Origin of the sequence: Streptomyces sp. NPDC058620 (assembly GCF_042717135.1) — a bacterium.
Classification (GTDB): Bacteria; Actinomycetota; Actinomycetes; order Streptomycetales; family Streptomycetaceae; genus Streptomyces.
The window spans coordinates 81,939-108,864 of the sequence record NZ_JBHXQO010000001.1 but is presented as its reverse complement, the minus strand read 5'-3'; the positions used below and the strand labels follow the sequence as shown (position 1 = coordinate 108,864).

Annotated in this window: 24 protein-coding genes, 1 pseudogene and 1 riboswitch; of the genes and pseudogenes, 14 read left to right on the top strand and 11 right to left on the bottom strand. The window is 70.4% G+C overall.

From position 1 onward, the window contains the following. Window positions 1-100 precede the first annotated feature (100 nt). Together ACFWSK_RS00475 and ACFWSK_RS00470 are read right to left on the bottom strand one after the other, a co-directional pair. The gene (locus ACFWSK_RS00475) at window positions 101-964 is read right to left on the bottom strand and encodes an alpha/beta hydrolase family protein (protein WP_383779899.1); all 864 of its coding nucleotides are present in this window, start codon (window positions 962-964) and stop codon (window positions 101-103) included. A gap of 193 nt (window positions 965-1,157) precedes the next feature. After that, window positions 1,158-1,706, bottom strand: a complete 549-nt coding sequence (locus tag ACFWSK_RS00470; protein WP_383779896.1) for an FABP family protein — start codon at window positions 1,704-1,706, stop codon at window positions 1,158-1,160. Window positions 1,707-1,986: 280 nt separating this feature from the next. On the opposite strand from ACFWSK_RS00470, the gene ACFWSK_RS00465 reads away from it, so the two are divergent. The 5 genes from ACFWSK_RS00465 (at window position 1,987) to ACFWSK_RS00445 (ending at window position 9,602) form a co-directional block, all read left to right on the top strand. Continuing rightward, entirely contained in the window at window positions 1,987-3,396 is a 1,410-nt protein-coding gene (locus ACFWSK_RS00465) for a lipase family protein (RefSeq protein WP_383779893.1), read from the top strand. Window positions 3,397-3,508: 112 nt separating this feature from the next. Beyond that, on the top strand, window positions 3,509-4,237 hold the full coding sequence (locus ACFWSK_RS00460; RefSeq protein ID WP_383779890.1) for a hypothetical protein: 729 nt from the start codon (window positions 3,509-3,511) through the stop codon (window positions 4,235-4,237). A 173-nt stretch (window positions 4,238-4,410) separates the two neighbouring features. Next, window positions 4,411-6,627: a HelD family protein gene (locus ACFWSK_RS00455; protein ID WP_383779887.1), complete on the top strand. Its 2,217-nt coding sequence runs from the start codon at window positions 4,411-4,413 to the stop codon at window positions 6,625-6,627. A 285-nt stretch (window positions 6,628-6,912) separates the two neighbouring features. Next, window positions 6,913-8,229, top strand: a complete 1,317-nt coding sequence (locus ACFWSK_RS00450) for a phytase (protein ID WP_383779884.1) — start codon at window positions 6,913-6,915, stop codon at window positions 8,227-8,229. Window positions 8,230-8,639: 410 nt separating this feature from the next. Beyond that, entirely contained in the window at window positions 8,640-9,602 is a 963-nt protein-coding gene (locus ACFWSK_RS00445; RefSeq protein ID WP_383779881.1) for an LLM class flavin-dependent oxidoreductase, read from the top strand. A gap of 291 nt (window positions 9,603-9,893) precedes the next feature. Here the strand turns inward: ACFWSK_RS00445 and ACFWSK_RS00440 are convergent, their stop codons facing one another. From ACFWSK_RS00440 to ACFWSK_RS00430, 3 genes are all read right to left on the bottom strand, one after another. Then, entirely contained in the window at window positions 9,894-11,282 is a 1,389-nt protein-coding gene (locus ACFWSK_RS00440) for a ricin-type beta-trefoil lectin domain protein (RefSeq protein WP_383779878.1), read from the bottom strand. Continuing rightward, window positions 11,279-12,547 carry a ricin-type beta-trefoil lectin domain protein gene (locus ACFWSK_RS00435; protein WP_383779875.1) on the bottom strand — a complete coding sequence of 423 codons (1,269 nt, stop codon included), beginning with the start codon at window positions 12,545-12,547 and terminating at the stop codon, window positions 11,279-11,281. Before ACFWSK_RS00435 ends, ACFWSK_RS00440 begins: the two co-directional genes overlap by 4 nt. Window positions 12,548-12,776: 229 nt before the next feature. Next, window positions 12,777-13,265: a MarR family winged helix-turn-helix transcriptional regulator gene (locus ACFWSK_RS00430; protein WP_383779872.1), complete on the bottom strand. Its 489-nt coding sequence runs from the start codon at window positions 13,263-13,265 to the stop codon at window positions 12,777-12,779. Window positions 13,266-13,365: 100 nt separating this feature from the next. Here ACFWSK_RS00430 and ACFWSK_RS00425 point away from each other — a divergent pair, with 100 nt between their 5' ends. Continuing rightward, window positions 13,366-13,713, top strand: a complete 348-nt coding sequence (locus ACFWSK_RS00425) for a DoxX family protein (RefSeq protein ID WP_383779869.1) — start codon at window positions 13,366-13,368, stop codon at window positions 13,711-13,713. A gap of 20 nt (window positions 13,714-13,733) precedes the next feature. Here the strand turns inward: ACFWSK_RS00425 and ACFWSK_RS00420 are convergent. Together ACFWSK_RS00420 and ACFWSK_RS00415 are read right to left on the bottom strand one after the other, a co-directional pair. After that, window positions 13,734-14,132 (bottom strand): annotated as a pseudogene (locus tag ACFWSK_RS00420) (pyridoxamine 5'-phosphate oxidase family protein); the annotation flags it as partial. Between the two features lie 124 nt (window positions 14,133-14,256). Then, window positions 14,257-15,228 (bottom strand): phosphotransferase family protein, encoded by a 972-nt coding sequence (locus tag ACFWSK_RS00415; protein ID WP_383779866.1) that lies wholly within the window; start codon window positions 15,226-15,228, stop codon window positions 14,257-14,259. A gap of 499 nt (window positions 15,229-15,727) precedes the next feature. On the opposite strand from ACFWSK_RS00415, the gene ACFWSK_RS00410 reads away from it, so the two are divergent. After that, window positions 15,728-16,393, top strand: a complete 666-nt coding sequence (locus ACFWSK_RS00410; protein ID WP_383780763.1) for a hypothetical protein — start codon at window positions 15,728-15,730, stop codon at window positions 16,391-16,393. Window positions 16,394-16,567: 174 nt separating this feature from the next. Here ACFWSK_RS00410 and ACFWSK_RS00405 read toward each other — a convergent pair whose 3' ends face one another. The 4 genes from ACFWSK_RS00405 to ACFWSK_RS00390 form a co-directional block, all read right to left on the bottom strand. Beyond that, window positions 16,568-17,590 (bottom strand): ABC transporter substrate-binding protein, encoded by a 1,023-nt coding sequence (locus ACFWSK_RS00405; protein ID WP_383779864.1) that lies wholly within the window; start codon window positions 17,588-17,590, stop codon window positions 16,568-16,570. Window positions 17,591-17,617: 27 nt separating this feature from the next. Further along, on the bottom strand, window positions 17,618-18,391 hold the full coding sequence (locus ACFWSK_RS00400; protein WP_383779862.1) for an ABC transporter ATP-binding protein: 774 nt from the start codon (window positions 18,389-18,391) through the stop codon (window positions 17,618-17,620). Beyond that, complete coding sequence (locus tag ACFWSK_RS00395; protein WP_383779860.1) at window positions 18,391-19,500, bottom strand: FecCD family ABC transporter permease; 1,110 nt, start codon at window positions 19,498-19,500, stop codon at window positions 18,391-18,393. The genes ACFWSK_RS00400 and ACFWSK_RS00395 overlap by 1 nt, the downstream gene beginning before the upstream one ends. A gap of 100 nt (window positions 19,501-19,600) precedes the next feature. Next, window positions 19,601-19,748, bottom strand: a riboswitch (cobalamin riboswitch). Window positions 19,749-19,794: 46 nt separating this feature from the next. Further along, window positions 19,795-20,538, bottom strand: a complete 744-nt coding sequence (locus tag ACFWSK_RS00390; RefSeq protein ID WP_383779858.1) for an AraC family transcriptional regulator — start codon at window positions 20,536-20,538, stop codon at window positions 19,795-19,797. A gap of 54 nt (window positions 20,539-20,592) precedes the next feature. Here ACFWSK_RS00390 and ACFWSK_RS00385 point away from each other — a divergent pair, with 54 nt between their 5' ends. The 7 genes from ACFWSK_RS00385 (at window position 20,593) to ACFWSK_RS00355 (ending at window position 26,879) form a co-directional block, all read left to right on the top strand. Continuing rightward, window positions 20,593-21,750 (top strand): MFS transporter, encoded by a 1,158-nt coding sequence (locus ACFWSK_RS00385; protein WP_383779856.1) that lies wholly within the window; start codon window positions 20,593-20,595, stop codon window positions 21,748-21,750. Between the two features lie 9 nt (window positions 21,751-21,759). Then, on the top strand, window positions 21,760-21,969 hold the full coding sequence (locus ACFWSK_RS00380) for a hypothetical protein (protein WP_383779854.1): 210 nt from the start codon (window positions 21,760-21,762) through the stop codon (window positions 21,967-21,969). Window positions 21,970-22,532: 563 nt separating this feature from the next. Further along, on the top strand, window positions 22,533-23,714 hold the full coding sequence (locus ACFWSK_RS00375) for an ATP-binding protein (protein WP_383779852.1): 1,182 nt from the start codon (window positions 22,533-22,535) through the stop codon (window positions 23,712-23,714). Further along, the gene (locus tag ACFWSK_RS00370; RefSeq protein ID WP_383779848.1) at window positions 23,711-24,556 is read left to right on the top strand and encodes a roadblock/LC7 domain-containing protein; all 846 of its coding nucleotides are present in this window, start codon (window positions 23,711-23,713) and stop codon (window positions 24,554-24,556) included. Before ACFWSK_RS00375 ends, ACFWSK_RS00370 begins: the two co-directional genes overlap by 4 nt. Beyond that, window positions 24,549-24,932, top strand: coding sequence for a DUF742 domain-containing protein (locus ACFWSK_RS00365; protein WP_383779846.1), 384 nt, complete (start codon window positions 24,549-24,551; stop codon window positions 24,930-24,932). Before ACFWSK_RS00370 ends, ACFWSK_RS00365 begins: the two co-directional genes overlap by 8 nt. A 3-nt stretch (window positions 24,933-24,935) precedes the next feature. Continuing rightward, window positions 24,936-25,496 carry an ATP/GTP-binding protein gene (locus ACFWSK_RS00360; protein ID WP_383779843.1) on the top strand — a complete coding sequence of 187 codons (561 nt, stop codon included), beginning with the start codon at window positions 24,936-24,938 and terminating at the stop codon, window positions 25,494-25,496. A gap of 12 nt (window positions 25,497-25,508) precedes the next feature. Further along, complete coding sequence (locus ACFWSK_RS00355) at window positions 25,509-26,879, top strand: cytochrome P450 (protein WP_383779839.1); 1,371 nt, start codon at window positions 25,509-25,511, stop codon at window positions 26,877-26,879. Window positions 26,880-26,926: the final 47 nt, after the last annotated feature.

Sequence of the window (26,926 nt, the reverse complement as noted above, 5' to 3'; positions counted from 1 at the left end):
AAGCCACGTCCTCACATCACGCTGGGCGGGTCAGCGAGACCCCCCGCTGCCGCTGCGCCCCCCGGGGGGCGACCCCCCGGGGCGGCGCGGCGGAGCCGGTCTACGGGGTGGGGTAGGCGAACCGGGTGGCCAGGCCGTTGCGCCGGACGTCGGACCAGGTGGTGGTGTCGGCGCAGATGCCGCAGCCTGATCCGAGGAACTCGGCGCCCGCCGTCCGGTCCCCCATCAGGTGCGCGCGGAACCAGGCGGTGGTCGGCGCGGCGAAGGGGCCGGGGTCGCCCACGACCGTGAAGTGGCCGGCCCCGCGCAACTCGCCGTAGATGGCCGGGATGTGGTCGGCGGCGTTGTAGAACGCCTTGACGAGGAACGGGAAGACGACGCTGTCGTTCTGGCCGGCCAGGAGGAGGGCCGGGACCCGCACGTCGTTGATGTCGGCCAGCGGCCCCGGCTGGATCGGCAAGATGGTGTCCACACGGGGGTCCGCGCCGACGACGATGGCAGCCGCCCCGCCCTGTGAGTGACCCGAGGCACCGATGTGTCCGAGGTCGACACGGTCGCGGAAGATGCTGTCGGGGTCGGCGTTCCTGCGCGTCAGCATGTCGATGCCGGCGCGCATGGAGACGCCGAGGTTGGACTGCGGAGTGTTGGCGGCGGCGACGACGAAGCCCTGGCTCGCCCAGTGGAGCAGCAGGTCCCGGTAGACGACGGGGAAGGCGAACGTGCCGTTGCCCCACACGATCACGGGGTGGCGGCGGTCGCTCCGCGCGATGTCACGCGGGTAGTACAGGGTGGTCACCGCCCCGACCTCCACGGCGGTGGCGTAGGGGCCCGGGGCCCCCAAGTCACTGGGGGCCGAGATGGCGTCGGTGGGGGTGGACGCCGATGCGGCGCCCCCACCGGCGAGGGCGGACAGGGCGAGGGTGAGCGCGATCAACGGGACGAGAAGGTTCTTTCTCCACACCACGGCGACTCCAGACGTCAAGGTGAACCGGACGTTTCGTCCGGCTCACATCTGCGTGTGATCGCATCCTGAAGCAGCGTCCGGCGGCCGTCTCTGCGCAATCGCGGCAATCACCGACGGCCGGGTTCGTGCAAGGTGCCGAAAGCCGTGACACCGGTGTCCGTCGACCGCAGGCACCGCGGCGCGACCGGCGCGCTCAGCGTCCGCCCTCGCGCCGCAGGGTCGCCGCGAGGTGGTGCTGGAGCGGCTGACCGACCGCAGCGAGGTCGTGGACGAAGTCGAGCGTGTCCTCGTCCGTCAGGGTGTAGCGGCGCCGGGTGGCCGCGACCTCCTTGGCGGTGGGCGTGCGGGCCACCTGCTGCGTGGCGAGGTCCACCGAGCCGTCGCCCGCACGGCCGGTGGAGATCTCCGCGATGCCGGTGGGCTGCGTGATGAGCGCCTCGACGTGCCCGTCGGGCTGCAGTCGCCACCAGCCGCTCTCCCGGGCCGACGGCCGCAGCGGCGTGTTGTCCGCGTCGAGCAGCCAGGCGCGTGCCTCGTAGTGCAGGAAGGGCCGCCCGTCATGGCTGAAGGTCACCTCCTGCGCGTACGCGAACTCCGCGTCGAGCGTCGGGTATCCGCCGCGGCCCCGGCCGGTCCAGGTGCCCAGGAACCCGAGCACCGGCGCGAGCAGCGGATGCGGCGCCGGCACGTCGTCCGCTCGGAGGGCGTCGGGAAACGGGTACTTCTGAACGGGGTCGGACATGAGGTGCGCTCCTTGGTCGGGGCCGGTGCCGAAGGGCAGCCTAGGGCCTGGCGTTCGGACCAGGCCGGAACAGGCCGGATCAGGCCGGAACAGGCCGGAACAGGCCGGAACAGGGAGCGGGGTCCGGTGCGTGCAGCTCGCCTCCGGACGGCCGGTCGACCTGGATGCGGTTGACCGGGGCGAATAGTTACGGGAGCGTAACTTACCGATGAGTTACCTTCGGTACGCCCAGGTTGCTAGCTTGCGCTCACCTTCATCGGAGCAGAGCGAGGAGTGAATTGTGAGCCGCAGGAGCACCCGTTCGCGTTCCACTTCCGGCACCGCACGTCCGGCGGTCACCCCCCATCGACGGCAGGGGCCGGGCACCTTGCGCGTGCTGGCCGTCGCGGTGGCGGCGGCGGCCTGCGTGGGGACGTACGCCGTCCCGGCGTCCGCCGATGCCACGGACTCCGAGCCCGTGGTGTCCAGGGGGGTGACCATTCCAGCCTTCTACAACCCGCCGACCGAACTGCCCACGTCCAACGGCGCGTTGATCAGGAGCGAGCCACTGCCGCTCGGTCTGTCCATTCCCGGCCTGGACGGCCGCCCGATGCCGGGCACGGCGACCCGGCTGATGTACAGGTCCACGGATTCTGGCGGACAGCCCGTCGCGGTGACCGGTGCCTACATCGAACCGTCCGCCGCCTGGAAGGGCACCGGCCCGCGCCCGCTGGTGGCGGTGGCCTCGGGCACCGTGGGCCAGGGCGACCAGTGCGCACCCTCACTGTCCCTCCAGTACCCGCTGAACCTGACCGGCGAGACCGTATCGGTCGGTTACGAGGCCCTGGCGATCTACCGCCTGCTCTCCACCGGAGCCGCGGTGGTGGTCACCGACTACGTCGGCCTCGGCACCACCGACCGGCTCCACACCTACGTCAACCGCCTCGACCAGGGCCACGCGCTGCTGGACGCGGCCCGCGCCGCGCGCGCCGTGCCGGGAGCGTCGGTCACGGCCGATTCGCGCGTCGGCCTGTACGGCTACAGCCAGGGCGGCGGCGCCAGCGCATCGGCCGCCGAACTCCAGCCCACGTACGCACCCGACGTCAAGGTCGCCGGCACCTACGCAGGCGCGCCGCCCGCGGACCTGACAGCCGTCATGAAGGGGATCGACGGCAGCGCCCTGGCCGGTGCGCTGGCCTGGTCGGTCAACGGCTTCGCGCAGGCCGACCCCGATCTGCGCGAGGTCGTCGAGGCGAACATCAACGCCACGGGCCGGGCCGCGCTGAAGGACGCCTCGACCATGTGCGTCGGCGACGCGATCTTCGGCTACGGCTTCACGAAGAGCGCCAAGTGGACCACCAGCGGCACGTCCCTCGGCGACATCATCGCCGCGGAGCCACGGGCGCAGGCGGCACTCGACAAGCAGCGCATCGGCGCTTCGAAGCCCGTGGGGCCGGTGCGGGTGGCGACCGGCGTCCAGGACGACATCGTGCCGCACGGCCAGGCCCGCCGGCTGGCCGTGGACTGGTGCCGCAAGGGGGCCGCCGTCACCTACGACGCCATCGAGCTGCCCAACCTGGGCGACAAGCTCCTCACGAACCACCTGGTGCCTCTCATCACCGACCAGGGCGAGGCGATCTCCTGGCTGACCGACCGCCTCTCGGGCAAGGCCGCCGTCTCCAACTGCTGGACGATGCCCTTCCAGCGCTGACCGGACACGGCTGTCGAGCGCGCCCGCGCTTAGCAGCCGCACACCGCCCGGCCGGACCGCTCGCACCGCCCGACCGGGCAGACTGTGCGGTCCGGCCGGGCAGACTGTGCGGATGAACGACTATCCCGCGGTGGACCGCGAGCCCGCGCCCGGACACTACGGACGCCTGCGTGTACAAACATCCGCTCTCGACCCGGCCCGCTGGCTCACCGAACGCGCCCCGGGGCACGGCGACTTCGGTACGGTGGCGGGCGTCTCGGCGCCCGGGTTCGACGCATACGCCAGGGTTCTGCACCCGGCTTCCCTGGACGAGCGGCCGGTGCGGTGGGCGGCGGTGGCCGCCGCGTACGGACGCGAGGTGCCGGCGGGCGCCCGCTGGCACGAGGTGGTCGGGATGGACCTCGACTACCACAACGCCTCCGAGTACGGTCTGCCCGGCGTCTGGGACGAGCATCCGGCGGAGGGTCCGACGCCGCCCGCGGTCGCCGAGACCCTGATCCCCGTCCTGGCCCGGCACACCGCGACGCCCGAACGCTGCTGGTTCGGGCTGTGGCACGGCTACGGGCGGTGGGACTTCGGCCACGTACCGACGTTCGTGACTCCCGAACGGGATGAAGTGCTGCTCTCCGGCACGCTGGCCGACGCAGTCTCCCCCGTGTCCCTGGACGAGTTCGCCGAACTGCCCGACCTGTGGTGGCCGCACGACCGTGCCTGGTGTCTGGGCGGTGACGTGGACCTGGTCAGCACCTACATCGGCGGGTCCCGCGAACTGATCGCCGAGCTGCTGGCCGCACCGGACCTGGAGACACAGCCGGTGGCGCCCGGCGACAGAGTGGGCTGAGCCGTCGTTCCCATGGGCACAGCGAAAATCCCCGGCCCGCAATTGCGGACCGGGGATTTTCACGAGTATATTGAGTGTTTCTGTGCGCTCACAGAAAAGGCCCCACACCGGGGGCCACTAAGCAACACCATATCCGGCAGGGAGTCATGTTGTCAACTCGGGAAAGCGCCGAATTGCATAAGGAGCAGGAATTCATCGGCCGGCTCTACGACCGGGTCGACGTGCTGCGCGGAGTCGCCGCCGAGCACGTCGAGGACGCGCTGACGCCGGTGGGCACCGGTATGCAGGCCCGTCTCGAACGCGAGGTGCTCGTCGCCGAACGCTCAGGTCTGCTCGCCGCCCTGAATGCGGTGGACGGCTCTCTCTGCTTCGGCCGTATCGATCTCTCCGACGGCGCCGCGCACCATATCGGCCGTATCGGAATTCGCGAGGACGACCCCGCGCACACACCTCTTCTGATCGATTGGCGTGCGCCGGTCGCCCGCCCCTTCTATCTGGCCACCGGTCACACACCCATGGGGCTGCGCCGTCGCAGGCACATCACCACCGAGGGCCGCGTCGTCACCGAGCTGCACGACGAGATCCTCGACCTCGGCGACCGGGAGCGCACCGGTTTCGAGGACCCGAGCGGTGACGCCGTGCTGCTCGCCGCCCTGAGCTCCGCCCGCACCGGCCGCATGGGCGACATCGTGCGGACCATCCAGGCGGAACAGGACCGCATCATCCGCGCCCCGCACCAGGGCGTCCTCGTCGTGGAGGGCGGTCCCGGCACGGGCAAGACGGCGGTGGCGCTGCACCGTGCGGCCTTCCTGCTGTACGAGCACCGCGAGCTGCTCGCCAAGCGCGCCATCCTCATCGTGGGCCCCAATCCGGCGTTCCTGAGCTACATCGGCGAGGTGCTGCCGGCGCTCGGCGAGACCGGTGTCCTGCTCGCCACGCAGGGCGAACTCTTCCCAGGGGTTCACGCACGGGGCACGGACACGCCACGCGCCGCCGCCGTCAAGGGCGGTGCGCCGATGGCGGAGGCGCTCGCCCTCGCCGTCCGCGACCGGCAGCGGCTGCCCGAGCCCGGCGCCCCGCTGGTCGTCCCGAACGACGACGGGGACCTCGTCCTGGACTGGGAGATCGCCTACGAGGCCCGTCAGGCGGCCCGCGACACACGCCTTCCGCACAACCTCGCGCGTCCCCACTTCGCCTTCCGGATCATCGACGCCCTCACCTCGCAGCTCACCGAGCGCATCGGCGCCGACCCCTACGGCGGCCCCAACTTCCTGGGCCCGGACGACATCGCCCAGCTCGGCAAGGCCGTCGCGGTCAGCAGGGAGGTGCACTCCGCCATCGATGAGCTGTGGCCCGCGCTCACCCCTGAGGGGTTCGTGACCGACTATCTGGCCGAGCCCGTGTACGTACCGGAGGCGGATGCGGAAGCCATCCGGCGTGCGCCCGGCGAAGGAGCGTGGACGCCCGCGGACGTTCCGCTCCTCGACGAGGCGGCGGAACTCATCGGGGTGGACGACAGTGCCGAGCAGGCCGCCGCCGAGGCCGTGCGCCAGGAGCGGATCGCCTACGCACAGGGGGTGCTGGAGCTGTCGCGGGGCTCGGAGACGTACGAGTTCGAGGACGAGGAGTCCGAGCGCCTCGCCGCCCACGACATCATCGACGCCGAGCGGATGGCGGACCGGCACGAGGAGGCCGATCACCGCAGCGCGGCCGAGCGCGCCGCCGCCGACCGGACCTGGGCGTTCGGGCACATCATCGTCGACGAGGCGCAGGAGTTGTCGCCGATGGCGTGGCGGCTGCTGATGCGCCGCTCGCCGACCCGCTCGCTGACCCTGGTGGGCGACCCCGCGCAGACCTCCGAGGAGGCCGGCGTCGGGTCGTGGGAGAGGATCCTGGAGCCGTACGTCGGTGACCGCTTCGAACACGTGCGGCTCAAGGTCAACTACCGTACGCCCGCGGAGATCATGGAGCTGGCGGCCCGGGTCCTGCGTGCCGAGGACCCCTCCTTCGAGCCGCCGGGCTCGGTGCGGTCCACCGGCGAGGTGCCGTGGACGCGGGACGCCGGAGATGACCTGTCGGGCGCGGTGGCGCGAGCGGTCTCGGAGCTGACGCCCGAGGAGGGGCGCCTCGCGGTGATCGCCCCGGTGGCGCTGCACGCGGAGATCGCGGCTCCGCTGGAAGGGGTCACGGCCGGTGCCGAGCCCGATCTGACCCGCACGGTGGTCCTGCTCGACCCGCGCCAGGCCAAGGGGCTGGAGTTCGACCATGTGCTGGTCGTGGAACCCGCCGGTTTCGGGACCAGTGACCTGTACGTGGCGCTGACCCGTGCCACGCAGCGCCTGGGCATCGTCCACCGGGAGGACCTTCCCGAAGCGCTGCGCGGACGCTGACCCGGGCGCGGCACCCCGACGGTTCCGGCCGGGGGTGCCGCTCCCGCGCCCATGGTGTGCCTGCCCTGCCCGTAGCGCGCGAACGTGGCTTCTCCGTACGCGAGTTGGGTAACAGTCGCGGTGAACCCCGCGTTCGTCGTGAGCGAGGCGTTCACCCGTCGTCCGTGGCGTCCGCCGGCTGGACACCCGGAGCCGACCCGTCATCCGGCATTCACCGTGACGTTCCGCCGCCCACACCGGACCCCCATAGCGTCTCGCAGGTCCGTAACGCTACTGAGGAGTATCGTGAGCGCTTCCGCTCTGACAGCTTTGGCCGCCTCCCTCGTGATGGTCACCGGAGCTTCCGCGACCGGCCCGGTTTCCGTCAACGCGCGCGTGGAGACGCCCGCCGTCCACGACGACGAGGCGGGCGGCAACGCCGACGCCGACGACCCCGCGGTCTGGGTCGACCCCGCCAACCCGGGGCGCAGCATCGTGATCGGGACCCTCAAGGAAGCCGGCCTCGACGTGTACGGCCTCGACGGCCGGAGGCTGCAGCACATCGCCGCTCCGGCGGCGCCCGGCGAGGACGCGTCCCCCGGCCGGTTCAACAACGTCGACATCGTCTACGGCTTCGAACTGGGCGGAAAGAAGCGGGACCTGGCGCTCGTGAGCGACCGGGGCCGGGACCGGATACGTGCCTTCGTGATCGACCCCGCCGCCGTCGCGGCGGGGAGGGCGCCGCTGAGGGACGTGACCGCGCCGGGCGTGAAGCCGGTCTTCGCCACGAGCGAGTCCGAGGTGGACGACCAGCGCACGTCCTACGGCCTCGCCGCGTTCAGTGACGACGACGACGCCTATGTCGTTGTGTCGCAGCGCGAGGAGAGCAGGCTCCGGCTCCTCGAACTGGAGGACGTCGGCGGTCGGGTGGGATACAAGACCGAGGACACCCTGGACCTGCCCGGCACGTTCACGCTGCCCGACGGCACCGACTGGGCCCCCTGCGCGGACCCGGGCGAGCGCCCGCAGGTCGAGGGCATGGCCGTCGACCAGGAGGAGCACGTCCTGTACGCCGCCCAGGAAGCCGTGGGCCTGTGGCGCATCGAGCTCGACGACGAGGAGTTCGAGACCCCCGAGATGATGGACCGTGTCCGCGAGTACGGCACTCCGTGGACGTACGACACCGCGGAGGAGGAGTGCGTCATCGACACCGCCGACGACCCGGGCTTCGGTGGTGAGAACCTGAGCGCGGACGCCGAGGGTGTCACCGTCTACCACGCGGCCGACGGTGCCGGTTACGTGCTGGCCTCCAGCCAGGGCGACAACGCCTTCGCCGTGTACGAGCGGGAGGGCGGCAACGACTACGTCGGGTCCTTCACCGTGGCCGACAGCGCGGCCACCGACGGTGTGCAGCACTCGGACGGCTCGACCGTCGTCAACGTCCCCCTGGGTTCGGGCTTCCCGAAGGGCCTGCTGATCACGCATGACGGTGAGGCGACCCCGGCGGACGGCGACAGGGAGGGCACCAACTTCAAGTTCACCGCGTGGGACGCCGTCGCCGGTGCGTTCCCCGAGCCACTGACGGTCGACACCAAGTCGTTCGACCCGCGCGTGACCGACTGAGCCGCCAGGCGCGCTTCCCGGCACGGACGTCAGGGGCGGGGATGCACGCGGAGCCGGGGGCCAGGGGGTCGGCGGGCTCCCCCAACCCCGCCGACCCTGCTGTCAGCAGACACCACTGACTACGGAGCTGGGAGGCGTGCGCCCGGCGCATTGAACCGGTTCCCGCCGAAACCAAACGCGCCGCCGCGGCGTTGGGAGGGTGAAGCGCACATGGCAGGCGACCCCCCACGCGCCTGTGAGGCCCGAACCGTCGGCGGTTCGGGCCTCACCCATGCCGGGGTCCCGCACTCCCTGCTCCCTCGCGGGAGACAGCCGTCGTCAACGCCCCCGGCTGGTCGGCCTCCATGATCTGCGAGGCTGTCGTCACGACACCGTGGCGCCACCCGCCCCTGGCCTTCGAGGAGTTCACCATGAGCAGCACCCACCATTCCGTCGGCGTCATGCTGCCGCGCGATCTGCCTCCGCATGACTTCCTGCCCTTCGCGCGCCGGGCCGAGGAGCTCGGTTTCCACGACCTGTGGGTCGTGGAGGACCTGGGCTACCGGGGAGGCATCGCCCAGGCCGCGGCCGCACTGGCCGCCACCAGCCGTATCCGTGTCGGCATCGGCCTCCTGCCCGTGGGAAGCCGAAATCCGGGCTTCGCCGCCATGGAGATCGCCACCCTCGCCCAGCTCTTCCCCGGCCGGCTCGACGTCGGAGTGGGCCACGGCATGCCCCACTGGATGCGCAGCGTCGGCGCCTGGCCCGCCAGCCCGCTGACGCTGCTGGAGGAGTACATCACCGCTGTCAGGGAACTCCTGCGCGGCAAGAACGTACAGCGCGACGGCCGTTACGTCCGTCTGGACGGGGTGGGCCTGGAGCCCTCGGCCATCCCCTCCGCCGTTCCCGACGTGCTCGCCGGGGTCCGGGGGCCGAAGTCGCTGGCCGTGTCGGGGAGGGTCGCCGACGGCACCATCCTTGCCGAGCCCACAGCACCCGAGTACGTGCGCGAGGCCCTCGGTCACATCGCCTCCCACCGGCCGCACCGGGTCGTGGCGTACAACGTCGCCGCCGTCGATGCCGACCCCGCGGTGGCCATCGCCGCCGTGCGCCCCGCACTGGAGTGGATCGGTGAGCCCGACTGGAGCGCCCACATCGCCGCCCTGCCCTTCGCCGACGCGTTCAGGGACCTGCGGTCCCAGTGCACGTCCCGGACCGAGTTCACCCGGCGCATGCCCGACGCGTGGGTGGCGGAACTGGCCCTGGCGGGCACCCCGGAGCAGGTACGGGCGCGGCTCACCGCGCTCCGGGAAGCGGGCGTGACCAACTCGGTTCTCGTACCTGTCGGCGAGAACCCCCTGGTGACCCTGACGTCCCTGGCGTCGGTGCTCTGATGGGCTGACCCCGCCCGGGCAGGCCGGGCCCCGGCCTGCCCGGATGTTCACCCCGTCTTGCGGCGGAATTCCGCTGCCCGTCCGCGACGGACGCGTTCACCCGTTCCCATGGAGCAGCAGCTTCGAACCGGGGGACGGATGACGGACACACCATGCGCGGAGCCACGGGGACGCGGGCGTCTCGTGTTCGCCTTGCCCGCGGCCGCGACCCCGAGAGGGGAAACGGTGCTGCCGCTCCTCGACGGACCGGCCCGCTGAAACGCACGGGCCGGTCCAGGCAGCGGCCGCCGGTCAGCCCTGGTACTGGGCGAAGACGCGCGTGAACTCCCACGGTTGCTGGGCGACACCCGAGCAGGTGTCGGCCCCGCCCCCGGTGCAGGGCCGGTCCCGGTTCACGGACCAGAACGTCAGCCGCGCGAGGTGACGTTGCTGGGCGTAGCCGAGGATGGTGCGGAAGTCGGCGACGGTCACGGTCTCGCCGTTGTCGGTGACGCCGTTCATCGAGGAGATGCCAGTGTGCCGGTACGCTTGGTCGTCCGAGTACCCGTAGGCGCTCTTCACCGCGTTCTTGAGGCCCTCGGCGGCGCGGACGGTCAGCTGTCCCATGTCCTGGCCCGCACCCCCGAAGTTGAACGGCATGATCGTCCAGCTGTCCACGGTGAGCCCGGAGGCGGCGGCCCTGGTGATGAGGCTGTTGTCGGGGCCGTTCTGGCCGGTGCCGAAGGTGACGTACACCTTGATCCCCGGGTTGTTGGCCTTGATCGTCCTCAGCGCGTCGACCGTGCGCTGCTGCACGGTCGGGCTGTCGTACGCCGCGGCCTCGATGTCGATGTCGATGGCCTTGAGCCCGTACGCGTTGATGACCTTCTGGTACGCGGCCGCCAGCTCGCCGGCACTGCCGCAGGAGCTTTCCAGTTTGTTGCCGCTCCAGCCACCGAAGGACGGGATGACGTCACCGCCGTTCGCCCGCACGGTGGTGACGGTGTGCTGGTCGACGCCCCCGCTCAGGGGACGGCTGCCGTCCCACTGCGGGTTGCAGTAGCCGTTACTGAGCACGAAGGCGAGCGTGAACCACTCGACGCCGGTCGCGTTGGTCACCGTCGTGGGACTCGGCGGGCTGCCCCAGCCGTTGTAGAGGTACGGGGCGACGGCCATGGCTCCGGGTCCGGGGGCCGGGGTTCCGCCGCCGCTCGGCGCCGTCCACTTCTGGTTGGCGGCGCCCGTGCAGGTCCAGATCTGCAACCGGGTGCCGTTCGCGGAGCTGTTGCCCGTGACGTCCAGGCACTTGTCGGCCTGCGGGTTGACGATGTCGCGTGCGGCGGTGACCGTCCACCGCTGTGCGGCGCTCCCGTTGCACTCCCACAACTGGGTGCGCGTCCCGTCGGCCGTACCGCCCGACGCCACGTCCAGACACTTGCCGAGCGCACGGATCGTCCCGTCAGCACCGACGTTCCACTGCTGCGCGGCGGTGCCGTTGCAGTCGTGGAGCTGAACGGCCGTGCCGTCGGCGGTGGCGGCTCCCGCGACGTCGGCGCACTTTCCGCCGAGCCCGGTGATCTGCCCGGTGGCCGCCGCCGCGCCGCTCGCGGGTGTGCCGCTCAGCCCGGTGAGGAGGGCCGCCGCGACCGCTGTCCCGACGATGCCGCGGACCGCGGGCCCGCTCGGGAGCCACGTGGTCATCGGGTCACCGACCACTTCTGGTTGGCGGCGCCCGTGCAGGTCCAGATCTGCAACCGGGTGCCGTTGGCGGAGCTGGCACCTGCGGCGTCCAGGCACTTGTTGGCCTGGGGGTTGACGATGTCGCGGGCCGCGGGCACGGCCCATTGCTGTGCGGCGCTCCCGTTGCACTCCCACAACTGGGTGCGCGTCCCGTCGGCCGTACCGCCCGACGCCACGTCCAGACACTTGCCGAGCGCACGGATCGTCCCGTCAGCACCGACGTTCCACTGCTGCGCGGCGGTGCCGTTGCAGTCGTGGAGCTGAACGGCCGTGCCGTTGGCGCTGTTCGCGCCGGCCACGTCCACGCACTTGCCGCCGATGCCGGTGATGGGCCCGCTGCCGCCCGGCTGAGCGGTGCCGGTGCTCACGCGGACGTAGTCGACCAGGAGTTGCTGGGGGAAGACCGTGCTGCCGTCGGGGTCACCGGGCCAGTAGCCGCCGACCGCGAGGTTGAGGATCAGGAAGAAGGGCTTGTCGAAGACCCACTGGCGCCCGCCGAGGTCGGCCGGGGTGCGCCGCTGGTAGACGGTGCCGTCGACGGACCAGGTGATCGCGTTCGGGCTCCAGTCGACGGTGAAGGTGTGAAAGGCGTCGGCGAACGCCTGGCCGCCGGGCAGGGTGTATCCGGCGCCGATGCCGCCCGAGCCGGAGTAGCCGGGGCCGTGGAGCGTGCCATGGACGGTGGACGGTTCGAAGCCGACGTTCTCCATGATGTCGATCTCGCCCGAGTTCGGCCAGCCCACCTGCCCGATGTCGTTGCCCAGCATCCAGAACGCCGGCCAGATGCCCTGCCCGCGCGGGATCTTCATCCGGGCCTCGACGCGCCCGTACGTCGTGGTGAACCTTCCGGCCGTGTTCAACCGGGCGGAGGTGTACTCACAACGGCCGTACCAGCACTGGTAGTTGGCCGGGTTCTCCCGGCGCGCGGTGATGACCAGATGCCCCTGGCCGTCGAGCGCGGCGTTGCGGTTGCCCGCGGTGTAGAACTGCCGCTCGTGGTTGGCAACGTTGTCGCCCGTCTCCACCTGCCACTTCCCACCGTCGACGGCCGATCCCGCGGGTCCGTCGAACTCGTCGGAGAACGTGACAGCGGCGGCCGCGGCGGTAGCGGAGGGTTCCGTCACGGGTGGGGGCGCACCCTGCGCCAGTCCGGTGGACAGCGATGCGAGGGCGAGGACCGAGACGAGCGACACCAGCAGACGCCGGGATAAGCGCGGGGAATCCATGACTGTCCCTTCATGAAGCATGGCGGGGGAAAGGGGTTCTTATGTCATGCATATGACAGATCTTGGCGTACGGGAAACCGGGCGGTTCCTCGCCGGAGGGGTGGGGGGCGTGAACCCGCCCCGATGAGGGCGCTTAGTTCACTACGTGATTTAAGGAGTGAGTGATAGCCCTGTCAAGGGTTTGGTACGGACCAGCATCCCCCTACTCCCGCACAGCCGGCCCGAACGGCTACTCCGTGCAGCTGAAGTCCCCCGGCGAGGTCCGCAGCCTGCCGAGCAGTCCCCGCAGAGCGGCGAGCTCACGTTCGGACAGGTCCGCGAACAGCTCTCGCTCCACCGTGTCGAGCGCGACACCCGACATCCGGAGGCGCGAGGCTCCTTCAGGGGTGATCTCCACGATGTGCCGGCGCCGATCGGCGGGATCGCGCCTCCGGCGTACGAGATCGTCGCCCTCGAGATCGTTGAGCAGGGCGACCAGCACACTCGGGTCCACGTCGAGCTTCTCGATGAGCGCCTTCTGCGTGACCGGACCGTCGGCGAGCTGGAGCAGCGTCATCACATGCCTGGGTGTGAGCCCGGTCGTGGCGAGCGCCTTGCGGATCAGCGACTCGGTGACGCCCCCGTGATAGGCGAGCAGGAATCCGAGGCGGGAGTCCGGGTCACCGGGGGACGCGGACGAGCCCGCCGATCGCTGGGTGACCCTGCCCTGAGCTGCCATACCCATACCGTATCAGGGCCTCTATTGTGAACCACGATCAATCATTGATACTCTTCAACGATATCGAGGTATCCACCATTGAAGACCCTGGGGTAAAACCATGTTCGTCGCCTACGCGATAGTCGGCATCCTTCTCGCCCTCGCCCTCAGCGCCTCGGCCACGCTGACCTTCACCCGCCACCAGGCCATCACCGCTTCGATGAGCAAGGTGGGCGTGCCCGACTCCTGGCTCCCCGGCCTCGCCGCGCTCAAGGCCGCGGGCGCCGCCGGACTCGTCGTGGGCCTCGCGGTGCCGGTGATCGGGGCGGCGGCCGCGGTCGGCGTCGTCCTCTACTTCATCGGTGCCGTCATCACGCACCTGCGCGCCAAGGACTTCGAGATCGCGCCGCCGGTCGTCCTCGCCCTGCTGGCCGCTGCCGCGCTCGTGCTCCGGGTGATGTCGGCCTGAGCCCCCGGCGAAGCCTCCCGGCGCTGGGGCCGCATCCGGATCACCACCTGCTCACCGTGGTTCTCCCAGGCGAAGCCGACGTAGCCGGCGACCTTCTCCGCGGGCAGATAGCGCGCCGACACCTCTTCCAGGTCGGCGCGGGTCGCGGCGCGGGTCTCGGTGACGGGTCCCTCGACGGACACGCAACGGATCGTCGGCTCCACACGGTCGACGAGCAGTGAGAACCGGCCCGCCGCGCCGATCAGTTCGGCCTTGCGCGAGGTGCGTCCGGTCAGGACCCAGATGTCTCCGCCCGGCGCGTACTGGTACCAGACCGGCACGCTCAGCGGAGCCCGGTCACTTTCCTGCGCCACCACGGCCAACGCGGCGACATGGGGCTCGGCAAGGAACTGTTCGCGCTCTTCACGGGTGAGTGCCACAGCAAACTCCTTCGTACGGGGTCGGGGCCTACGTGCCCGCCCAGTCTGCCGCCGCTCCCCGCACCCGATCGGTTCCCTCCCTGGGGGCGTGTCGCGTCTCCGGCCGGTCCACCCGGCGGAACGGTCAGCCGAAGCGGTGGAACAGCTCCTCCACGTACTCCTCCAGCCTGCTCGCGAGCAGGGCGGGGGTCAGGTCCTCGCGTCCCAGTTCCCGCCACGGCACCGCGACCTTCTCGGCGTCCGGGGCGAAGGCGAGCGCATCCAGAACGCGCCAGTACAGATGAGCCGCAGGGTCCTCGCTGAGCGTGCCGCCGTGAGCCACGTAGCAATCAGCCAGCCGCATTCCCTCCTGGACACCGTGCAGAAGAGCCAGCGCCGTCGAGCAGTGGGCCACGTCAAGATCGGCCGGTCCCCAGGACGTCTCCACCCAGTCGACGACACCGGTGATCTCCAGCGCGGAGCCCCGGCCGCTGAAGAGCACATTGCCGGGGTGGAAGTCCCGGTGCAGAAAGCAGGGCCGGTAGTCAGGAGGATCGCGCCGGATGATGTCCACCGCGCGCCGCCACACGTCCGGTCGTGCGGTGGACGCGGGCAGCCGCACCCGGTCGGGCGAGGTCCATGCCTCGTACACGCGCGGTCGGGCCTCGACGGGCACGCGCACCCGGTGGATACGGGCGAGTTGGGCGGCCAGGAGACCGGTCCGCGCCCCCGCCTCCTCTTCGTCCAGCCGCACACCGCCGGGCAGCAGCGACATCAGCAACGACGGGTGGTCGCAATGCGCCGCCGTCGCGTCGACTCCCGCGAACACGGCGGCCGGCACGTCGGTCGGCGCGAGCAGACGCAGGATGTCCGCCTCGCGGGTGAGCAGTCCCCGCGCGTGCCGGACGTAGAAGGGTGTGACGAATGACCTCAGTACGAACCACTGCGGCTCTCCCGCCCCACTGAGACGCAGCCGCCTCATCTGCGACGTCCATCCGCCGCGCAGCCGTTCGGTGGTGTCGATGCGACGCCCTCCGCCGGCACGCTCCTCCACCCAGGCCCGCGTGCGGTCGTCAACGCCCGGGCCCGCAACCGCCCCACGCCCACCCGCAACCATGCGGTCAACCTATCGACCGGCCCGGCCCCTCGTCAGGCGGATCCCGCCCCGCCTCGGAACCGCCCTGCCCTGACCGGGCGCGACTGCGCGGTGCACGGGCGGGCGAAGTGGCCGCACCACGAACCAGGAGTTTCGTGGACCTTAACGAGAAACAGCGGAAGCGATAACGCAGGACAACGGTTGTTCGAGAGTCTCCGAAATACCGTCAATTCGTTGTCCTGGAATAACCTTCCGCCGTTACGCTGAGGCCGCTTCGCCGAGTGGCGTGGCGGCTGCCGAAGCGCCCAGGGAGGGGCGCTGACCGCAGTTTCCGGGGGTGTGGGGGGAAAGTTCATGGATCGCGTCGCCATGCGGAGGAACACGTCCCGGCGTGCGCGAAGCGGCTGTCGCCGTTGTGCCGTGAATTCCTGAAAAGGCAACCGGAAGCCCCTGGGCGGGCCCGGTTTCTCGCTGCCCCCGGAATCCGTTTGACGAAAGGTAAGGAATACCTGTGCGACGCATAACCTCCGTCCTTCTTTCTCTGAGCGCCCTGGTGGCGGCCTCCGCGATGACCGCACCCGTGGCCGGAGCCGCCCCGCAGGCCGACCGGCCGGCCGCGGTACCCAGCGGGTGGGAGGCAGTGGACGGCGCCGAACTGGCGCGGATCGCCGGGGAGGCGGAATCCCTGCGGGCCCCGTCCGCCACCGGTGAAGGGCTCACCACCTCGGCCGAGGAGCCCGAGCTGCTGGCCATGCAGTCGGTCCGCAACGGGCGGTTCACCGCGACCGAGCTCAACTACGCCGCCCCCAACACCGGTGTGCTGCGGGCTCGTTCCGCCGCGTACGGCGGCGCCTGGGAGGGATTCGCCTTCGAGTGGGACGCGACCACCGAGACGTATGCCCTGAAGTCTCTGGCGAACAACCTCTACGTGGCGGTCGAGAAGAACTTCACCGGCAGCGCCCAGAACGAGCTGCGGGCCCGCTCCACCAGTGCGGGCGGCTGGGAGCGGTTCGTCGTGTACTACAACGAGGACCTGGGCCACTGGGCGCTCCAGTCCACGCTGAACGGGCTGTTCGTCACCATGGAGAACAGCTACACCGGATCGCTGCAGTACGTACTGCGCGCCCGCTCCGCCGACATCACCGGCGCCTGGGAGGAGTTCGTCCTCCACGACATCAGCGCCTGACGCCCGTGTCTCCGCCACCCATCGGTGCCTGTGCGCCGGTGGGTGGCGGTGGGCCGACAGCCGGAGCCGACGAGCGGCAGTGACCGCTCAAGCGGCGTCACCCTCTGGTGCGACCGCTTCAACGTCTCCTTCGGGGCGGCCGGGCTCTCCCCTGTCCGAGCGCCGGGCCCCGGGTCACGAGGCGAACTTCCTCAGCTCGGCGGCCAGGGAGCTGATGGCTGCGGGATTGCGCGGGCTCTCCACCAGGTCCACGTAGTCGAGGACGACGATCCGGTCGTTCTTGATCGCCGAGACGTTGGCGAGCGGCTTGTAGGACTTCAGGAACTTCCGCTTCTGGTCCGCGCTGGTGTCGCCGTAGTCATTGATCACGATCACCTCGGGGTCGCGGTCGACAACCGTCTCCCAGCCCACCGTCGTCCAGCTGTCCTTGAGGTCCTTCATGATGTGGTCCCCGCCCGCCTTGGTGATGATGTCGTGGGGCCCCGCGAACGCGCCGGAGGTCAGCGGCTTGTCCTGCCCGTCGTCGTAGAGGAAGACGCGCGGGCGGTCGGTTCCCTCGGCGGCCTTCGCCTGTGCTGCGGCGACCTGCTTCCGGAACGACGCGATGAGGGTGTCGGCCCGGTCCTCGACATCGAATATCCGCCCCAGATTGCGCAGGTCGGTGTAGAGCGCGTCGAGCGGCGCCATCACCCCGCGCGCCTTGCCCTGCCCGTTGCGGCAGGACTCGCTCAGCAGGTAGGAGCCGATGCCCACGCGCTGCAGTTCGGCAGGGGTGAAGCCCTCCCCCTCGTTGAAGCCGTAGTTCCAGCCCGCGAAGACCAGGTCGGCACGGGCGTCGAGGACCAGTTCCTTGTTGATGGTCTCCTTGGAGAGCCACTCGGTCTTCTGGTAACCGCCCTTCCAGGGCACGGAGGTGAGATCGCCCTTGTCGTCGGGCATGACGTATCCCGCCATGTGGTCCTCGAGACCGAGCGCGAACATGATCTCGGTGATGCCGACGTCGTTGGTGACCACGCGTTGCGGGGCCTTCTCGTAGGTCTTCCTCTCACCGCAGTTCTCGACCGTCACCGGATAGTGGCTGCCGGCGGCTCCGGAGCCGCCCTTCCGGTCGCCCTGTGAGGCGACCTCCGCTCCGCAGCCGGTGAGGGCCAGGGCGACGGCGAGCGCGAGTGCGGCGGGTCGTACGGGGTTCGTCATGGTGACGGGGACTCCTTGGGACATCGGTTACGCGGCGAGGAGACGGTCGAAGAGCAGCTGGATCGCGCCGGTCTCCGGGTGCGGTACGCGGTGCGCCCGTACGCCGAAGACCTCGGCCAGCAAATCGGGTGTGAGGACGTCGTGCGGAGGGCCGGAAGCGACGATCCGGCCGCCGTCGATGACGTGGATGAGATCGCAGTGGAGTGCGGCGAGGTTGAGATCGTGCAGCGCGGTGAGAACGGTCAGCCCGCTCTCGCGCACCAGGGCCAGCACCTCCAACTGTTGTGCGATGTCCAGGTGGTTGGTGGGTTCGTCGAGGACCAGGACCCGGGGCTGCTGGGCCAGCGCGCGGGCGATCAGCACACGCTGCTTCTCACCGCCGGAAAGGGTGAGGAAGCCGCGATCGGTGAGGTGGCCGGCGCCGACTCCCGCCAGCGCGGCCTCGCACGTACGCCGGTCCTCCTCGGTGGTCCGGGCCATGGACCGCTGGTGCGGCAGCCGCCCCATCGCCACGACCTCGGCGACCGTGAAATCGAACTCGGTGACCGCCTCCTGGGGAAGCGCGGCCAGCCGGCGGGCGCTCTCGCGCGCGCTCATCGCGGAAAGGTCGTCCTCGCCGAGCCGGACGGTGCCGGCCGAGGGGCGCAGGGCTCGGTAGACGCACCGCAGCAAGGTGGACTTTCCGCTGCCGTTGGGCCCGACGAGGCCGACGAACTGCCCTGTACCGGCGCGCAGTGTGACGTCGTCGACGAGTCGCGCGCCGGCGATCTCGACCGTCAGTTCATCGATGTCGATCCGCATCACGCGCCTCCGAACGTGTAGGAGCGGCGGCGCATGAGCAGGACGAAGCAGGGAACACCGATGACCGCGGTCAGTACGCCCACGGGCAGTTCGGCCGGTGCGAGCACCACACGGGAGAGGATGTCCACCCAGATCAGCAGGACGGCGCCGGCGAGCGGTGCGACGGCGAGGAGCCGGCGGTGGTCCGCGCCGACCAGCATCCGTGCGGCGTGCGGGACCATCAGGCCGACGAAGCCGATCGCACCGCTCACCGCGACGACGGCCCCCGTGACGGCCGCGGAGACGAGGAAGAGCTCCTTGCGCAGCCTTCCCGCGTCCACGCCCAGCGCTGCGGCGGTCTCGTCGCCCATGGCGAGGGCGTTCAGCCGGCGCGCCGACCATGCGAGGTGGGCGAGGCCGGCGAACACGGCGGTCGCGGCGATCGGCACGGATGCCCAGGTGGCTCCGCCGAGGCTGCCGAGCATCCACATCATCGCGGAGCGGGCCGCCTCGCCGCGCTCGGCCGCGAACACCATGAACGTGGTCACGGCCGAGAAGCCGTAGTACATCGCGGTGCCCGTCAGTACGAGCCGCAGCGGGGTCAGGCCGCGATCGGTGCGGGCGATGGCGTACACCAGCACCATGGCCAGGAGGGCGGAGACGAAGGCCGCCGACGACAGGGCCCAGATGCCGAAGGCGCCGAACGCGCCGAAGATGAGGACGGCGTTGGCGCCGACGGCCGCGCCGGAGGAGATACCGAGGACGAACGGGTCGGCCAGGGCGTTGCGGACCATGGCCTGCACGGCGACGCCGATGGCCGAAAGGCCCGCCCCCACGACGGCAGCCAGGACGGCTCGCGGGAAGCGCAGTTCCCAGACGATGGTGTAGGCCGCGACCTGGTCGGGGGCGATGGTTCCGCCCGTCAGCCCGGCCCAGAGATGGCGCACCACCTCTCCCCAGGAGAGCCCCGAGGCCCCGGTTCCGGCGCCGAGGACGAGGGAGACCGGGAGCGCGATGCCCAGGCAGGTCAGGAGCAGTGGCAGTGAGACGCGCTTGGGGGGCGCGGGCCCGGCGCCGGTGGGGGCGGCGAGCAGCGGTGCGGCGGGTATGCGTTCGAGCGATGTGGCCACGGGCGGGTCGCTTTCGCCTCGGGCCGTGCGCCTACGTTCCAAAGGAGCAGCCCGGGACTCGGGGCCCCTGCGCAGCACCTCTCGCAGTCCACGGCGAATTGACAGGAGCCATCACCACCGCGGGAAATCGGGCTTACGGAGACCTGTGTGGGCTCCGCCTACCGTTGCGGGTCAGCGCCGGACTTCGACCGGACTTCCCCCGCGGGGCGCATGCAGCTTAGCGCGGAACGGTTCGGCTACGTCGGGAACAAGGCACTACCCGCGGTCCACGTGGTGCGACCGGGCTCCCGGCGCTCAGCCCCTGGGATGTGTGCCCGGCGTGTGGCCGAAGGCGCGGCGGAAGACGTCGATGAAGGCGCTGGCGGAAGACCAGCCGCAGAGGTGCGCGACCGCGGTGACGGGCGTGTGACAGGCCAGCAGGACCAGTGCGTGGTGGAGCCGCGACTGGGTGCGCCACTGCGGGAACGTCATGCCGAGGTCGCTGCGGAACAGCCGGGACAGCGTGCGGTCGCTCGCTCCCACCTCACGGCCCAGTTCGGCGAGGGTACGGCCGTCCGCCGGATCGGCGCACAGGATGTCGCACAGCGTCCGCAGCAGCGGCACGGTCGGTGTGGGCAGGTGCAGCGGCTCCTGGGGCGAGGCTCGCAGCTGGTCGAGCAACACCGCGCGCAGTCGGGCCCGTTCGGGGCTGTCGGCGCCCGGGGGGCGGGTATGGGCGACGATCAGTTCGCGCAGCAGGGGGCCCACGGCGAGCACGGTCGGCGTGTCCAGGGCGAGCGGGTTCTCCGTCCTGGGCAGCCCCACGAGGTGCAGTTCGAGTTCGCCGTGGGCCTGGTGGGCATGCACGGTGCCGGCGGGGATCCAGATGGCGCGGGTGGCCGGGGCGACCCACGAGCCCGCGTCGGTGGTGACGGCCAGCACTCCGCGTCCGGCGTAGACGATTTGGTGGTCGTCGTGCCGGTGGGCATCTATCGCGGCGCCGGGCGCCATCCGCTGGGTGCGGGTCGGGGCGACCGACGTGTGGCGGATGTTCGTCATTGCCTGGCAGATTATCGGAAGTGCGACACGGTGCCGGGATCCGATCATGACGGGGTGCGAAGAAAACCGTCCCTCACACTGTTGTCCGTCGGGCATGCCTGCGTCGACGTCTACCAGGGCGCCGTGGCGTCCCTGGTGCCGTTCTTCGTCGCGGAGCGCGCCTACAGCTATGCGGCCGTCTCGGGCATCGTGCTCGCCGCCTCCCTGCTCTCGTCCGTGGCACAGCCGGTGTTCGGTGTCCTCACCGACCGTTGGCCGATGCCCTGGCTGCTGCCCGTCAGCACACTGCTGGGCGGTCTCGGAATCGCGCTGAGCGGGGTGAGCGGCTCGTACGCGCTGACCCTGGTGTTCGTGGCGGTGTCCGGGGTGGGCGTGGCCGCCTACCACCCCGAGTCCGCCCGGGTGGCCCGGATCGTCAGCCGGGGCAGTCACAGCGGGATGGGCTGGTTCTCGTTGGGCGGCAACCTCGGCTTCGCGGCGGCCCCACTCCTGGTCACCGCCGTCGTCTCCGTCGGCGGTCTGCGCCTGACACCGCTCCTGGTACTGCCCGCGCTGGTCGGCGTCTCCCTGTGTGTGCCGGTGCTCAGGGCGCTGGAGCGGCGCCGGTCCGACGGAGGCGGTACGGCGGTGGCGGCCGGGCCCGACGACCGGGCGTCGTTCGTGAGACTGTCACTGGCCGTGGTGTGCCGGTCGGTCGTCTTCATCGGCCTGAGCACCTTCCTCTCGCTCTACGCCACGGAGCGCATGGGCGGCAGTGGGACGGCGGGCACCGCGGCGCTGTTCGTGCTCTATCTCGGCGGTGCGGCCGGGTCCGTGCTGGGCGGCGCGCTGGCCGACCGGTGGGACCGGGTCACCGTCGCGCGCTGGTCGTACCTGCTCGCTTCCGGCTCCGTCGCGGGCCTCGTCCTCGTACCGGGCCCGGCGTTCTACGTGTTCGTCGCCCTGACATCGGCCGGCCTGTACGTCCCGTTCTCGCTGCAGGTCACGCTCGCGCAGGACTATCTGCCCTCGCGCGTGGGCACGGCCGGCGGGATCACGCTCGGTCTGACCGTCAGCATCGGTGGTCTGGTGAGTCCCCTCATCGGCAGCATCGCCGACGCGACGTCCCTGCGGACCGCGCTGGCACCCCTGGCCCTGATGCCCGCGCTGAGCTGGCTGCTGTTCCGCACCCTGCCCGAACCGACCGTGCCCGCTTCACTGCGCAGCCCCTGATTCCGGCCGGTGCCGCCGCGCCCGCCGGGCCTGAAGGGAGGGCATGGGTTCCTCGTCGGGGACTGGATCAGCAACACCTTCGGCGGCACGGTCGCCGACAGTTCGAAGTTCGGCACAGCCGTCTCCGGCAACCCCGGCGCGAACAGGCCCACCCCCTGTCCGGGCGGCCAGGACGAGACCGGCACGACCGGCGCCTTCCCGGCGGCACCTTCGGCGTGACCGTCTTCGCCAAGGTGACCCTGCGGAAAATTCTCGGCCGCCTTCCGGTACGTCCTCGTGCCGGACCGGCCCCAGGAATTCGCGTGCCGCTCTCCCGCGGGTACACCAGCAGGAGCAGGAAGCGGCCGACCGGCCGTCCGCTGCCCGCACCGGCGTCACCCGAGGGGCGAGAAACAGCTACCTCCGGAGACACCGGTTGTCGAACGCGCAAGCGCATGTGAGAGATTGGCACTCCTCTTGTGAAGGCGCTTCAGCAACTCCGGGGGCCGGGGGCACAGTCGTGGCTACCGGTCGGGGACGGAGGCGAACGCCCTTCTCAACATGCTTGCTTGCAGGGCGTGTTGGCCGATATCGGGACCATGACCTGTCTCGATTGAAGGGAAGATTCCGGTGATAGCATCCGGGCATCTGTGATCTTGATCCACTGGATTCAGATGCTGATTTGCGATCGGCGGCCTGTTCCACGCGACAGCGGCCGCGGGCAGCGCCCGAGCGGCTGTACCGCGGCTCCTCGCGAGGTGCACCGGTCGCCGTCCGCCTGCCATGCGCCCGGGAAGGTTTCCATGATTCGAGATGCACTTGTGTGGTGCTTGGTCGCGGTGGCGGCGACAGCCGTCGTCGCGGTCGTGGCACTCGCCGCCCGCAATAGAGCCCTAGGGGCGAAGAAGCAACAGACCGAGGCCGAGCTGAGGCGCCAGCTCCACACGTCCGACAGTCAACTGCACGTTTCGCGTGCCGAGTTGCAGAGGTTCAGGAGCGAGCAGGACCGGACCCTCCGGGAGGCCAAGGAGGCGGCGGAGGAGAACACCAAGGCGGTCCTCAAGGGCGCCGCCAGCTTCCTGCAGAGTCTCGCGGCGGAGCAGACGACACTCCTGGACGGGATTCAGCGGACGTACGGCGGTCACGCCGTGCTCAGCGACCTGCTGGAGGTGAACCACGCCAACGCCCAGATGGCGCGCAAGGCCCAGGGCATCGCGGTCATGTGCGGTGCGCCGCTCGGCCGCCGCAACAGGCCCGCCAGCGTGTACGACGTGGTGCGCAGCGCCCAGGGGCAGATACGCAACTTCCACCGGGTCGCCATCATGCAGCAGACCGGTCTCGCGCTGAAGGCGTCCGCGGTCGCCCCCGTGGCCCTCGCCGTGGCCGAACTGCTTGACAACGCTGCCAGCTTCTCCCAGCAGGACGCCCCGATCGAGGTGACGTTCCAGCGGGTCCAGAACAACCTGTGCATCGTCATCGACGACGCCGGTGTCAGCATGAACGACGAGGACCGGCAGCGGGCCACCGAGCTGCTGTCCGGGGATGTCGTCCCCCGGCTGTCACAACTCGGGAACCAGCCGAAGTTCGGCTTCCCGGTGATCGGCCTGATCGCGCGTCAGTACGGCTTCAAGGTGGATGTCACCGGAGTCTCCCGGTACGGCGGCGTACGGGCCGTCGTCCTGCTGCCCGAGGAGCTGTGGACCATGGAGGAGACGCCGCCGGCCCAGGAGGCCCCCGTGAGCAGCATCCTGCGTGCCGAACGGCCACAGACCGGGACGACGCGCACGACACACGGTCTGCCGAAGCGCGGAGCGCGCCAGGCACCCATCGCGAGCGTGCCCGATCCGGAGGAGACCCGGCCGGTGTCACAGGCTCCCCAGGAGACCGGCCGCGCCTCCGGGCGCAGCCTGGGGGCCTTTCAGCGCGGCACGCTGTCAGGCCGCAACCTAGATGCCACGTCGCTCGAAGGGTCCGAAGACGCATGACCGCCGACCTGTCGTGGATGCTCGAGGACATCGTGCACAACGTGCCCCGTGCACGGCACGCCGTCCTGCTGTCCGCGGACGGCCTTCCTCGTGGGGCCACGGAGGGCCTGGCCGAGAAGGAGGTGCGTACCATCTCCGCCGCCATGGCGGGGATGCAGTCACTCAGCCGGGCCACGGCCCACTTCGCCGGGCCCGAGGAGGACCGGCAGTGGAATCAGACGATCATCGAGTTCTCCCACGGCTGGAGCTTCCTGATCGGCGCGGGGCAGGGGGCCTACCTGGCCGCCGCCGCGGCGCCCGATGTGGACATGCAGCAGATCTCCTTCCGTATGCACCGCCTGGTCGCCCGGCTGGGCAACAACCTCACCTCGCCGCCGCGGGTGAACACGGATGACGACGCCGGAACGCGCGGCACCGGCCCGGCCCGGCGTGAGAACACCGGCGCCCCGGGTTTCGTGCTCGCCGACCTCGACCAGGTGATCTCCGAGGTGCGGGGCGCCCGTCACGCCGTACTGCTGGGGGCCGACGGTCTGCCCCGCGGGGCGACCAGCGGGCTGAACAGGGACCTGGCGGACACGATCTCCGCCGCCATGACCGGCATCCACGCCTACAGCAGGGTCACCTCGCAGTTCGCGGGTGTCCTGGAGGACGCCGAGTGGCGGCAGACGGTCATCGAGTTCCAGCACGGCTGGATCTTCCTGATCGCGGCGGGTACCGGGGCCTTCCTGGCTGCCGCCGCCGAGCACGACTGCGACATCGAGGAGTTCACCACGCGCCTGCACGAAGTGATCCCCAAACTGACCACATCGGCAGCGCAAGGACAGGGAGCAGGCCATGCCTGACGAACCCGAGCTCGAGCTGGAACTGACGTCCCCGTTAGTTCCCCTCTTCGTGATCACGAACGGACGGGCGCTGCCCCCGGACCACGAGTACGAGCACACCACGCTCGTCATGGCGGCGCAGGACGCGTCGGCCGCGGCGCGCACGCTCTCTCCGGAAGCGGGCCAGGTCATGGATCTGGTCACCGATGGCTTCCTGTCCGTGGCCGAGGTGGCCGGCCATACGCACCTGCCGCTGGGCATCGTGCGCATCCTGCTGGCGCAGTTGGAGGAGGACAGTCTCATCCTCGTGAGAAGGCCGATACCGCGCGCCGAACGTGTCGACAGAGAACTGGTCAGCGCCGTACTCGAAGGCCTGAAGAACCGATTCGGAGCGTAACGCGTGTACCTGGATCCAGATGTCTCCCATGCGGTGAAGATCCTCATAGTGGGGCACTTCGGGGTCGGGAAGACCACCTGCATCGGAAGTCTCTCCGAGATCGAGCCACTGCGCACCGAAGAGGAGATCACCGAGGCCAGCGAGGGTTTCGACGACCTGTCGGGCACACCTCACAAGAAGACCACCACGGTGGCCATGGACTTCGGCCGCCTCACCCTCAGTGACACGCTGGTCCTCTACCTCTTCGGAACGCCCGGTCAGGAACGTTTCAAGGAGATGTGGGAGGAGCTGTCCCGGGGCGCCCTCGGCGCGCTCGTCCTCGTCGACCCCGAGCGGCTGCACGAGTCCTTCCCCGTCCTCGACCTGGTCGAGAGCTTCGGTCTGACGTATGCCATCGGCGTCAATCACTTCGAGGGCACCACGGACTACCCGCTCGACGAAGTCCGCGAGGCACTGAATCTGACGGCCGACACCCCCGTAGTGAAGTGCGACGTACGCGACGAGACCACCTCGGCGCAGGCACTCATCACGCTCGTCACACATCTCATGTCCCAACTCGGCTAGGAGAGCGCCGGAATGCAACAGCCGCTTGACGCCCAGGAGATACCGCCCGGATGCCCCGCACACGGGAACGTCCAGCTGTACGGCCCCTCGTTCGGAGCCGACCCCGACGGCCACTACGCGCATCTGCGTTCGTTCGGCCCGAGCTCCCCCGTGGACATCGCTCCGGATGTCCAGGTGGAACTGATCACCAGCTATGACGCCGCCTTGTACGTCCTGCAGAACCCCGCGTCCTTCGTCCGCGACTCCCGCCGCTGGAACGCGCTGAACGAGGGGCGCGTCCCCGCGGACAGCCCGGCCCTGCCGATGATGAGTTACCGCCCCAACGCGCTCTTCAGTGACGGTGCCGCGCATGCCCGGCTGCGCCAGGCGGTCACGGACAGCCTCGCCACGGTCAACGAGCTCCAGCTCGTCAGGCAGACGCAGCAGTCGGCCGACTACCTGATCAGCCGCTTCAGTTCCGAGCCCCGCGGCCAGGCGGAGCTGATGTCGGAGTACGCGCAGCCGCTGCCGCTGCTGGTGTTCAGCGACCTGTTCGGCTGCCCGCCCGAGATCGGTGACCGCGTGATCGCCGGGATCAGCGGCATCTTCGAGGGCACTCCCGGGGCCGACGAGGTGCTGGGAGGTGCGCTCACCGAGCTGATCGCCCTCAAGCGGCGCCGCCCGGCGGCGGACCTGACGACGCGTCTGATGGAACACCCTGCGCAGCTGAGCGACGAGGAGGTGCTGCACCAGCTCGTGACCCTGCTCTCCGGCGGGACGGCACCTCTGACCGCCGCCATCGGAACCAGCAGCGCGCTGTACCTCGGCGAGGAATGGCAGAGCGGACTCCCGGTCGAGGACGCCATCGCCCAGACCCTGTGGAACTACGCGCCGATCGCCAACTACGCGGCCCACTACCCGGCCCACGACGTCGAACTCGGCGGCAGGCTGCTCCGGGCCAACGATCCGGTCCTGGTGTCCTTCGCCGCGGCCAACACCGACCCGAAGCTGACCGAGCACCGCCAGCAGCTCAGCGCCAAGGCGCACCTGGCCTTCGGCGCGGGCCCGCACGCGTGCCCCGCCAAGGACCCGGCGTTCATGATCGCGGTCACCGCCGTCGAGACCCTTCTCAACCGGCTGCCCGACGTCGAGATGCGCGTTCCGTTCAAGACGCTGGCGTGGGCGCCGACTCCGTGGAGCCGTTCGCTGGTGACCCTGCCGGTCCGCTTCACCCCGCGCACGGTGTCGTCGGGCGCCGAGCCCGCCCATGCGCAGGCCCAGGCTCCCCAGGCACCCGCCGAACAGCGCTCCGCCGCCCGGTCGTCCCAGCCGCCGACCACCGCGGCGCCGCAGCACAAGGGGGGCATGTTCAGCCGATTCCTGGCGTGGACGAGGGGAGAGTGACGTAAGTAACTCTCTGAGGCACCTGTGTTACTGGATGCTTCAACGAT